Annotated in this window: 10 protein-coding genes and 1 pseudogene; 7 read left to right on the forward strand and 4 right to left on the reverse strand. The window is 65.3% G+C overall.

What is annotated here, in order from left to right:
* The first annotated feature begins 91 nt into the window (after positions 1-91).
* Entirely contained in the window at positions 92-526 is a 435-nt protein-coding gene (locus ABZ909_RS25700; protein WP_357003929.1) for a nuclear transport factor 2 family protein, read from the forward strand.
* A 48-nt stretch (positions 527-574) separates the two neighbouring features.
* On the opposite strand, the gene ABZ909_RS25705 is transcribed toward ABZ909_RS25700, so the two are convergent.
* From ABZ909_RS25705 to ABZ909_RS25715, 3 genes are all read right to left on the reverse strand, one after another.
* Positions 575-976: a hypothetical protein gene (locus ABZ909_RS25705; RefSeq protein ID WP_357003931.1), complete on the reverse strand. Its 402-nt coding sequence runs from the start codon at positions 974-976 to the stop codon at positions 575-577.
* 26 nt (positions 977-1002) lie between these two features.
* Positions 1003-1575 (reverse strand): GNAT family N-acetyltransferase, encoded by a 573-nt coding sequence (locus ABZ909_RS25710; protein ID WP_357003934.1) that lies wholly within the window; start codon positions 1573-1575, stop codon positions 1003-1005.
* Positions 1576-2113: 538 nt separating this feature from the next.
* A complete protein-coding gene (locus ABZ909_RS25715; RefSeq protein ID WP_357003937.1) occupies positions 2114-2725 on the reverse strand; it encodes a TetR/AcrR family transcriptional regulator in 612 nt (203 codons plus the stop codon).
* 88 nt (positions 2726-2813) lie between these two features.
* Between ABZ909_RS25715 and ABZ909_RS25720 the strand changes: the two genes are divergently transcribed.
* The 3 genes from ABZ909_RS25720 to ABZ909_RS25730 all read left to right on the forward strand — a co-directional run bounded on the left by ABZ909_RS25720 (position 2814) and on the right by ABZ909_RS25730 (position 6730).
* The gene (locus tag ABZ909_RS25720; RefSeq protein ID WP_357003939.1) at positions 2814-3893 is read left to right on the forward strand and encodes a Gfo/Idh/MocA family oxidoreductase; all 1080 of its coding nucleotides are present in this window, start codon (positions 2814-2816) and stop codon (positions 3891-3893) included.
* Between the two features lie 225 nt (positions 3894-4118).
* Positions 4119-4970, forward strand: a complete 852-nt coding sequence (locus tag ABZ909_RS25725) for an alpha/beta fold hydrolase (protein ID WP_357003942.1) — start codon at positions 4119-4121, stop codon at positions 4968-4970.
* A 350-nt stretch (positions 4971-5320) separates the two neighbouring features.
* Entirely contained in the window at positions 5321-6730 is a 1410-nt protein-coding gene (locus ABZ909_RS25730) for an arylsulfotransferase family protein (protein ID WP_357003945.1), read from the forward strand.
* A gap of 230 nt (positions 6731-6960) precedes the next feature.
* On the opposite strand, the gene ABZ909_RS25735 is transcribed toward ABZ909_RS25730, so the two are convergent.
* A complete protein-coding gene (locus ABZ909_RS25735) occupies positions 6961-7107 on the reverse strand; it encodes a hypothetical protein (protein ID WP_357003948.1) in 147 nt (48 codons plus the stop codon).
* Between the two features lie 372 nt (positions 7108-7479).
* Between ABZ909_RS25735 and ABZ909_RS25740 the strand changes: the two genes are divergently transcribed.
* The 3 genes and pseudogenes from ABZ909_RS25740 (at position 7480) to ABZ909_RS25750 (ending at position 9459) form a co-directional block, all read left to right on the forward strand.
* Positions 7480-8676 (forward strand): lipase family protein, encoded by a 1197-nt coding sequence (locus ABZ909_RS25740; protein WP_357003951.1) that lies wholly within the window; start codon positions 7480-7482, stop codon positions 8674-8676.
* Positions 8673-8941, forward strand: a pseudogene (locus ABZ909_RS25745) (DUF4158 domain-containing protein); the annotation flags it as partial. The gene ABZ909_RS25740 and the pseudogene ABZ909_RS25745, both read left to right, overlap by 4 nt.
* A gap of 104 nt (positions 8942-9045) precedes the next feature.
* Positions 9046-9459 (forward strand): DUF732 domain-containing protein, encoded by a 414-nt coding sequence (locus ABZ909_RS25750; protein WP_357003954.1) that lies wholly within the window; start codon positions 9046-9048, stop codon positions 9457-9459.
* The last annotated feature ends 830 nt before the right edge of the window (positions 9460-10289 follow it).

Genomic DNA, 10289 nt, shown 5'->3' on the forward strand with positions numbered 1-10289 from the left:
ACGTGGGCGTCCGACGTTGTCGACCACTGCCAGCGTTCTGTCAGCGACCTGACGCAGACTGCGGATTCCCCTCTTCGAAAGGAATCACGCGGTGACACAGCAGGACCCGAAGATCCAGGCGATCAGCGACTTCTTCGAGGCGTATGCGCGCTACGACTTGGATGGCATGAGGGCGGTACTGGCCGACGACATCGCATGGACTATTCCCGGGCACCATGCGCTCTCGGGAACCAAGCACGGACTCGACGAGGTCCTGGCCTTCTTCGCCCAGCTGGCCAAGGCAGGCATGAAGGCCGAGACGTTCTTCCTCGAAGCCAACGAGGAATACGTCGTCGATATCCACCGCGGCTACTCGACCGAAGGAGAGGGCCGGGTCGACACCCTGTGGGCGCTGGTGTGGCACTTCAATTCCGACGGCAAAGTGGACCGCGTCGACAACCTGACCCTGGACCAGCACCAGATGGACACCTACATTTGGAAGAACTTCTCTCTCGCTCCGCTGCCCACCCGCCTCGCTACTGACTGAGGTACGGCGTTCTGCCCCAAGACCATTGGGCACGAGCGTAGCGGTGGATCAGTCGTCCCAAAGCTCCTGCCACCGGATCGGGAGCAGCTCCGCGAGTGTGACGAGCGCGCCGTCGAGGACCACGACGGCGCGCAGGTTCTCATGGTGCAGCTGGAACAGCATCTCCCGGCACCTCCCGCACGGGGGCATCAACCGGTGGTCATTGCTCACGGTTGCGAGGGCGGTGATCTGGGCAGTGCCGGATTTCAGCATCGCCAGTACGGCACCGACTTCGGCGCAGAACGCCACTCCGCAGTTTCCGGTGAGGCTCCTGCCCGTGTACACCCGGCCGTCGACCGCCCGCAGGGCAGCGCCCGCGTATCCCGCGGTCACCTGCCGGGTGAGGGGCTGTGGCACGGACAAGGCCGCGGCCTGATCGATCAGCAGTCGGTAGTCGTCGGTTGTGGCCATCCGTGACCTGACATGGGTTGACCTCTTCAGTTCGTGGGGCCGGTCAGAGACTTGGCGTAGATGACCGACAGATGAGTGCCGCCGCACGCGGCCAGGGCTGCGGCCTTGGCGTCGGGGTCGCGCCCGCTGGTCGAGGCGATGTTCACCAACGAGAAATCGCCGCACACACGAACTCTCGTGACATCCACACCGCCCGGCCCGTTCACGTCGACCGCGCAGGGCACCGTCACACAGTACTCGACCGGCCGATACCCGTTCTTCTCGTAGAAATGCTCGACGTATCCGCCCGCCGAACCGACCGTCACCTCGGTGAACCCCGTGGCCCGGGCCGCGACCTCCCATGCGGACAACAGCTTCGAACCGATTCCACGGCCCGCGAAGCTCCCGTCAACCGCGATGCCGTCCACCACGATCCCGGTTCCGGAGCCTGGAGACGCGAAACACACGCCGACCACCCGCTCGCCCAAAAGCGCCGACAGCACCAGGTCTGGACGCCAGGACCAGCATCGGTCGACCCCCTCGGCGCCGAACAGATACTCGACGGCCAGTCGCCTGGCAGCGTCCAAGCCCACCTCTGCGAGCTGCCCACAGACAATCATGATCACCTCCCCGCGGAGTGTTCTCGATGCGGATCGAGATGTCCTGTCGGCAAAGGATATTCGGCTACGGCACGACTCCACCTCCGATTTTCGCTCACTGACGTTCCCAAGCGGGACGTGACCACCGATCAGACCCGAATACCTGCACATCGGCAATTCCGCACGTTGATCCGCCGCGGTCGGATGAGTTCTGAACCACGGCATCCGATGTCACACGGAGATCGCGATCAAGGTGCGTTGCCGACGGCTGGGCTACGCCGCGAGATGGGGACTTCCGGGCTGCGGTGTGGCCGCTTCGAACCGCGCGGGTTGCGGCATGTCGTGACACTCCATGCGCGCCCACTCGCGACCAAAGCTGATGTTAGCCAATAATTTACCTCGCGTGGTGCACGTCTACTGCACACCCACCCAGCGACGGAAAGCGCGAACCCGCATCCGCGCCCACCGCACACCCACCGTCACCGCCCCGCTCACCCTCGTGTCTGCTGCGTTCGAGGCGGAGCCGCCCTTCCATCTGGCTGATTCATGGCGGCGCGGTCTATGTGCCTTCGTTCAGGAGGGCGCGCAGCGCCGAGTTGCCGATCTGCCGCAGCTCGTCGCGGCTGCGCCCGGTTGCGGCCTGGACGGCGATGCCGTCGGAGATCGTATGGACGAGTGCGGCCAGGGCGGCCGGTTCGTGGCCGGCCGGCAGGTCGATGGCCTGCTCGAGCCGCCTGCGGAGCGCGGCCTCGCCGGCTTTTCGCACGGCGGCGGCATCCTGGCGTGCGGCGTGTGCGTCGGATCCGCAGGCTTGAACGGTCTTGACGCACAGGCAACCAGGGGGCGTGTTCTCACCTGCGGTCAGGTCGACGGCCCCCTGGATCAGCCGCTCGAGGACCTCGCGGCAGGTGGTCGCGTTCAGCGCGTCGGCGGCGTAGGCGCCGGGACCGTCGAGGTAGCGGGAGAGAACCTTGCCGAACAGTTCCTCTTTGTTGCCGAAGGCGGCGTAGAGACTGGGCTTGTTGATGCCCATCGCGGCGGTCAGGTCGGCCAGCGAGGTGCCCTCGTAACCGTGCCGCCAGAACACCTCGAGCGCGCGGTCGAGTGCGGTGTCTGTGTCGAATGCGCGCGGGCGTCCGCCGGGCATGCCATCCTCCGAGCTCTCTCCCATGTTTTTTACCTATCGGTACATTACCGCTTGCGCCTGCGTGCTGCGCCATTTAGTTTCTTACCGAAAGGTACATAACTAAGGAGTGGGCATGATCCGAGTCGGGGTTGTCGGGGCCAGCGGATGGGCGGACACCTCACACCTACCCGCGCTCACAGCGCTCGAGGGGTTCGACGTGACCGCGGTCGCGACTACCGACCAGGCCAGCGCGGACCGGGCGGCTGCCGCCCACGGCGCACGGCACGCCTTCGCCGACGCACGTGAACTCGTCGCGCACCCCGAGGTCGACTTGGTCGTCGTCTCGGTGAAGGCCTCCGGGCATGCCGCCGTGATCAGGGCGGCACTCGCGGCCGGCAAGCACGTCGTGTCCGAGTGGCCACTGGGCGTCGACGCCGACGAAGCGGGCGAGTTGACCGAGGCCGCCACCGCGGCCGGCGTCGTTCACGCGGTCGTCCTACAGGGCCACCACTCCCCGAGCGCCCGTTTCGCCGCAGATCTGTTGGCAGACGGCCGGATCGGCACGCTCGAATCGGTCGCGCTGCTGGCGGAAGGGGCTCCCTTCGGTGGCAGTCGAATATGGCCGAATCTGGTGTTCGGCCTGGACCCTTCGACGGGAACCAACATCGTGACCATCATGGCCGGTCATTTCCTGGCCGCACTCGAACGGGTCGCGGGCCCGCTGATCGAGGTCACCGCACGACTCCCTCGCACGCACGACCGCGTTCTCATCGCGGGGACGGAGCAGACCGTGCCCAACGCCACGCCCAGCCACGTCCTGCTACACGGACTGCTGGCCGGCGGCGCCACTGCCTCCGTCACCGTGCACGGCGGCAACGGGCCCGCCCGGGACGGGTTCCACCTCAGGCTCGTCGGCAGCGACGGCACGTTGACCGCCACCCCGGCCCAGCCCGGGACATTCATCCACTGGGGCGACTGGAACATCCGGATCGACGACGAAGCCTTGCCCGTGCCCGACACCTATCGCACCGTCCCCGCCAGCGTCCAGTCCGGCCCACCGGCCAACATCGCAGCCCTCTACCAAGAAGTCGCCCGCGCCATAGCCGAATCCCGGCAACCGCATCCCAGCTTCGAGGCAGCCCTGCGCCACCACCGGCTCCTCGCCGCCATCGAACAGTCCGCGGCCGATGGATTTGTCCGGACCATCTCGTAGCCGACACGGCACGGAATCGTCATCTTCGCCGATGGTGGTTCGGAAGTGGCTGCGCTCGGCGACCACCACTGGCGGTAGCCCGGACCTGCCGACCTGGTCCGCATGGCAACAGCTGGACATCCTCAATTCGGTGCACACCAATCAATGGGTCAGAGCAACGAAATCCTGTGGATCCCTTACTGATTGCACATGTTGACCTTAGGAACACGTTCTAGTTTCGAGGTCATGGAGACAGCCTTTGAAACCACGAAGCGCGAATTGGTCACGGACACGGGCGTTCTGCGCTACCACGAGGCCGGCGACGGGCCGCCGCTGTTGATGCTGCACGGTTCCGGGATCGGGGTGAGCGGTTGGCGGAACTACCGCGGCAGCCTGGCAGCGTTCGCGAAGCAGTACCACTGCTACGTTCTGGAGTTCCCTGGATTCGGGGTCAGTGACCCGGTTCCGGGCAATCCGGTGTGGACTGCGATGGATTCGGTGGTCCGCTTCATGGACGCGCTGGGCATCGAATCCGCCGCCGTCATCGGGAATTCGCTGGGCGGGGTGGTCGGGCTGAACCTGGCGATCCACCACCCGGGCCGCGTCGACAAGCTCGTCTGCCTCGGCGGGGTGGGACCGAGCCTCTTCACCCAGCCCCTCAGTGAGGGGTCGCAGATCCTGCAGGATTTCACGGAGCAGCCGACGCGGGAGAACCTGATCCGCTGGATACGGTGCATGTCCTACAGCCCGGAGCTCGTCACCGAAGAGTTGATCGAGGAGCGCTGGCAGACCGCGCTGGATCCGGATGCGCTGGCGTCGATCAAATCCATGTACGGCGCAGCGGCTTTCGAGGCGCGTCGGCGAGCGCTGGCCGACGCTGAGACGCCACCGTATTGGGCGATGATGCACAAGGTCGTGTGCCCGACGTTGCTGGCCTGGGGACGCGATGATCGCCAGACTCCACTCGATATGGCCTTGCTGCCGATGCGCAGCATCCCGAACGCCGAGCTGCACGTGTTCCCGAACTGCGGGCACTGGGTGATGCTCGAGGCCAAGGACGCGTTCGAACGCACCGCCCTGGAGTTCCTGCAACGCTAGATGATCTATTCCAAGGTTCGGTGTTGCGCGACTACGCCGCGCAACACCGAACCGCAGCATTCGTGCCCACCGACACCGACCACGACGAGATCCCGCCCGGGCGAGAAGGGCCTCGACCGGACCCACCGGGACGGGCTGCGTAGTGCTGAGGGCCGTCAGGCATCGCACGCGAAGACACGCCTCACAGTGAGATTGCCATAAAGTAGCTAGCGGTTACTGTGTCGGCTATGAGGCTAGGGTCGCGTAAGGCAGTTGCTGCTTTTGCTGTAGCTGCGCTGACTCCCGCTGGCGCAGCGGCCGATGTCGTGTTGCCGCCGCAGTCGCCGTTCGGGACGCCTGGGCAGTATGCCGTGATCAACGATCAGCCCGACCCTTTCTCGGGCTTCTACATCTTCACCGTCACGGGCGGCGCGGTGGCGTTCTTGCCCGCAGCCGGATTGCCGCTGGAGACGACCGCCGTGATCCAGGACAAGGCGGGCCGTGAGATCTACCGTATGGACGCGCCACCGGGATTGACCATCAACAACTTCCGTGCGCAGGAATACCGAGGCAAACCGGTGTTGACCTGGTGGGAGGGGACCGCAGCCGGAGCGCAGACCACAGCGGCTCTCGATGCGGGGGTGTGCAAGGTCGCCGACGAGCACTACCAGGTGATCGCGACTCTGCGGCCCAGCACCGGCGTCGGGGCGGACGCGCACGAATGTCGGTTGACCCCGGACGGGCGGGCGCTGATCACCTCGATCGCCTCGGTTCCCTACGACCTCAGCGCGATCGGTGGTCCCCGCGATGGGTGGGCGCAGGATTGGTACGCCAATGTGCTCGACGTGGAGACCGGCGAAACCCTGTTCTCCTGGGACTCCATGGCGCATGTGCCCATCACCGACGGTTACCACGATCGCTGGGATCCGGTGTCGGCCTTCATCATGGGTGGTGAGTCGTGGATGACCTGGCACATCAACTCCATCGCTCTGGATTCCAATGGCAACCTGCTCATTTCGATGCGGCAGATGTCGACGGTCTACGACGTCGATATCCACACCGGTGAAATCCTCTGGCAGGTCGGCGGTAAACACTCCAGCTTCGCCATGGGACCCGGTACCGAGTTCGCCTTCCAGCACGACCCGGAGATGACCGGCAATGTGCTGCACCTGTTCAATAACAACTCCGACGGCTCGATGTACCTCGGGGACACCAGCATGATGTGGCTCGACCTGGATATGGAGTCGATGACCGCCAACCTGGCGGGCAAGATCGGATCACCTGGCAACGCGGTGACCGTCGCCATGGGCAACATCCAAACCTTGCCCGGCGGCTATTCATTCGGTTCATGGGGAACCGTGCCTCGCCTCACCGAATACGGTCCGCGAGGCGAGCAGATCTACGAGGCCGCGCCGCAAACGGGCCCCTACCGCTCCACCCTGCAACCCTGGAACGGCACGCCCTCGACAGCCCCGGCGCTGCTGTACCGACAGGAGAACCACGAGAGCCCGGCCCGGGGGATCCGCGCTACGACAGGCGCCATCCACCCTGCGGCACACGCGATCTGGAACGGAGCTACACAGGTGCACAGGTGGCGAGTCCTGCACGGCGCCACCGCTTCCACCCTCACCCCGTTGACCACAGTCGACTGGAACGGCCGCGACACCGAAATCCCGCTGACCGACCCGACCGGCCTCTATGAGTTACAGGCGCTCGACACGGCCGGCGATATCATCGGCCAGACCGACCCCGCGCCATTGACACTATCAACCGCCGATTGACGTTGTTCGGCTCCGGAACTTGACTCGGCCTGGACCGGCTCGCACCCTGTCTATCGCGGAGTCCGCTGAAGTCTTTGTGCAACAATGTATTTCACTGCCGGATCGGTATGCGGGGTACCTGTGTAAGCGACTGGCGGTGCACGACTTCGGCGGAGCTCGACAGCTTTCGGGTCATCTCCGTTTCTCCTTCTTCGGCCCGAGGTGTCGATTCGCGTGTATAGGGTCGCTGGTCAACGTGCCGTTCGGAGTGTCTGCGGGGCCGAGCTGGTTTCGGGGTGCATCACGCTGTGCCACCAGGAGGCCAAGGGGCTGGGGTCGGGCCAGACTACCGAGTCCCGGACGCGGCCGATGGCGGGCTGGGCGGTGGTGTCGCTCATGCGATTCTCCTGATGTGCACGAACATTCCGGAAGTGGCAGCGACTACGCTGGCGCTGCCTGATCCAAGATCGCCCGCAACGCTGGCTCACCACAGGGGCCGAAAGTCAGCTGTCGGGGTCCCGAAGGGCACATCACTGTTGCCACAACCGAGCCGTCGGTCCTGGATGCGGTGCACAACTGTTGGTGGCCAAGGCAAATCGGGAGGAGCCTTTCGGCCCTGCCGTGGCCTCGGCGCACACTGCAGCCTGGTACCCAGGGTCGGCGCTCCCTGCCGAAAATCGCTGGGAGTGGGGGCATGCCGGGGATTCTCGGGGCTGCCACGATGTGGTACATCGACGTACCGTGGGGGCAAGATCGCGAGAGGAGTTCGGATGTCGGCTCGACAACGCTGGCGCACACTGGTTTTCGCCACGCTCGCCGCAGCACTGCCCCTGGCCACGACCGCAACCCCGGCACGAGCGGACACCACGGTGACACTGCCGACCGCGGACCCGTTCTACACCGGCCCGGACGGCTGGGAGCAGACCGCGCCCGGGGCCGTATTGCACACGCGCACCGTGCAATTGGCACCGACCTCGGTGCCGCTGCCGCTCGCGGCCACCCAGGTGCTGTACCGCACCTCCGGGCAATTCGGGGAACCCGGCGTCACCGTCGCGACGGTGATCCGCCCTCCCGGCGCATCCGGTCCACTGCGGCTGGTCTCCTACCAATCCGCCTACGACTCCCTCGGCGCCGGCTGCGATCCGTCGTACGCGCTGCGCGGGGGAGGGGCCGGCACGCCGCAGGACGCCCTGATCATCGCGGGCTATCTGGCGGCCGGGCTCACCGTGGTCGTCTCCGACTACGAGGGCACCGATCTCGCCTACGGCGCAGGACGCCTCTCCGGCAACGCCACTCTGGACGGCATCCGCGCCGCCCTGCACACTCTCGACGCCCCCGCCGGCACCCCGGTGGGCATGTCCGGCTTCTCCGGCGGATCCATCGCCACCGAATTCGCCGCCGAACTCGCGCCGGCCTACGCACCCGAACTGAACATCGTCGGCGCGGCCGCCGGCGGCATGCCCGTCGACATGGCCGCCACCATCGGCTACGTCGACGGCAGCCCCCAGTGGGCCCTGGTCCTGCCCTACGTGATGCAGGGCGCCGCACGCGGTTTCGGCCTCGACCTGACGCTGTACCTGTCGGACTACGGCAAGGACATGATGGCCCAGATCGCCGACCACTGCGTCTCCGACGGCCCCCAATTCCCCGGCCTGCGCCTCGCCCAGCTCCTGCGCCCCGAATACCGGGACTACCGCACCATCCCCGGCTTCGACCCCATCCTCACCCAGAACCGCATGGGCGCCACCGGAACCCCGAACATGCCCCTCCTCTTCGGCGCGGGCAATGCCGACCACACCGGCGACGGCGTCATCGTCGCCGCGGGCGCACGCGACCTCACCGCCGACTACCGCAGCCGCGGTGTCACCGTCGACTACATCGAATACCCCGGCAGCAACCACCTCCTGGCCGGCGCCCAATTCGCCCCCGCCGCCCAAGCCTTCCTCATGTCCCGCTTCGCCTCCTGAAAGGGCCGGAGCCCCCGGGCCGAATCGGCCGGGAGGAGTTGTTCCGGTACTTCACCCTCAGCCCAGCAGATTTGGCGTTTGTCGCGCCGCAGGGTCGCGGGGCGAGTGTGCGCCTGGGTTGGCCGTGATCCTGTGCAGTCTGCCGTGGCTCGGATTCGTACCGGACAAGGTCACTGCCGCGCCGCTGGCGGCGGTGGCACGGTTGGCCGAACAGTCGAATGTCGATGCGGCGCAGCTTCGTTCGTACGGACGCCGTGCCCAGACGGGGGTTGAGACTGGTAAGGGCCAGTAGCGATAAAAGTCGCGCTTACTGTAGCGGTTATCCGCGCATGACGTGATCGTGATGTGCCCGTATGTATGGTCCGGGCCATGCACAAGATTGCGGTGGGGATTGCCTTTCTGATCCTGATCTCGGGTTGCGACAGATCCGATGATGCGCAGAATCTGCCGGTGACGACATCCCATAAACCCATCAAGCCGGTCATCCCCACCGTTGTCGATTTTCTTCCGGACGGCCCCGAATCAGAGAATCTCTATACATCCACCCTGCAAAAAGACGGAATCCAGTTCCGGGACAGAACCAAAACGGTGTCCATGGGCAGAATGGTATGCGCCGCACTGCAAACGAATACGGTCCTGGGCGTGACCGCCGACCCGCGATCGCTGGATCACATTTCCGATCGAATCATGAAGGGCGCGGATTACACGCTCGACCAGACTGCCCACATTATCGGCGCATCCATCGGCGCATTCTGCCCGGAGTTCTCCTATCTGGGGAATTAGCGCCTTTCCCGACGATTACAGTAGCGCCGGATTTCACTCATCTGGCCCTCAGGGCCTTGCCCTGACCCGGTCGAAGAGATGTGCGGATCCGGCGTCCGGCGAAGAAGGAGGACCACCTGAATACGGACTCTTACCAGTCTCGCGGACCGTGTCTCGAACCTATTCCCGCGCGAATTGCGACGGAGCCGGTTTGGAGTGATCGGCATTGATCCGATAATCAGCTGGACCGACACACCGAATGACGGCACGGTGACGCCAGGCGGTGTGGGTACCAGCTTGAATTGCTTCATGAGCCGATACCGAACCCGGCATATCGTTTCCTGGATCGTCGTTGCCGCTGGCCTGGCGGCTGGCATGCTCACTCAGCCAGTCGCTTCGGCGCAGCCCGTATCCGCACTTCACGCGACACCCCCCGGCCGGGCGAACTCGCCATGGGTGGCACGCACGGCCGCTCCCCAGGGCGGGGATGCCTGGTGGACGGGCTGTCAAGACCGCAGCTGGGCGGTTAGGGGCTGCGGTCAGTACGGCCAGCAACAACTCGGCACGGTGTGGTGTTCTCCGAACGGCGATAGATTCCTGTGTGGACCGTATAGCCAGAATTCCGGCAACTAGTGTGCCGCGCCTGAAATGCCCACTTAAGAATGACTTCGCTCGTGCCGGCATCGGAATCGGTCACGCTGTGGTGGGTGTGATTCAGTCTCACCAGAATGCCTGAGTCTGCGAAATCCGGCGCTGCTAAGACCGTGTCTCACATGGGTGGTTTCGCTTTCGCGAGCTTCTTGTAGCAGGTGAGCGCCGCGGCCAGTGTGAGGAACCCGAGGAAGTGAGTT

It is taken from the genome of Nocardia sp. NPDC046763 (assembly GCF_040645495.1).
Classification (GTDB): Bacteria; Actinomycetota; Actinomycetes; order Mycobacteriales; family Mycobacteriaceae; genus Nocardia.

What these genes read in the sequence shown, in the direction of transcription:
- ABZ909_RS25705 (WP_357003931.1), bottom strand. Translation starts at nt 976, where the DNA reads ATGGCCACAACCGACGACTACCGACTGCTGATCGATCAGGCCGCGGCC.
- ABZ909_RS25710 (WP_357003934.1), bottom strand. Translation starts at nt 1,575, where the DNA reads ATGATTGTCTGTGGGCAGCTCGCAGAGGTGGGCTTGGACGCTGCCAGG.
- ABZ909_RS25715 (WP_357003937.1), bottom strand. Translation starts at nt 2,725, where the DNA reads ATGGGAGAGAGCTCGGAGGATGGCATGCCCGGCGGACGCCCGCGCGCA.
- ABZ909_RS25720 (WP_357003939.1), top strand. Translation starts at nt 2,814, where the DNA reads ATGATCCGAGTCGGGGTTGTCGGGGCCAGCGGATGGGCGGACACCTCA.
- ABZ909_RS25725 (WP_357003942.1), top strand. Translation starts at nt 4,119, where the DNA reads ATGGAGACAGCCTTTGAAACCACGAAGCGCGAATTGGTCACGGACACG.
- ABZ909_RS25735 (WP_357003948.1), bottom strand. Translation starts at nt 7,107, where the DNA reads ATGAGCGACACCACCGCCCAGCCCGCCATCGGCCGCGTCCGGGACTCG.
- ABZ909_RS25740 (WP_357003951.1), top strand. Translation starts at nt 7,480, where the DNA reads ATGTCGGCTCGACAACGCTGGCGCACACTGGTTTTCGCCACGCTCGCC.
- ABZ909_RS25750 (WP_357003954.1), top strand. Translation starts at nt 9,046, where the DNA reads ATGCACAAGATTGCGGTGGGGATTGCCTTTCTGATCCTGATCTCGGGT.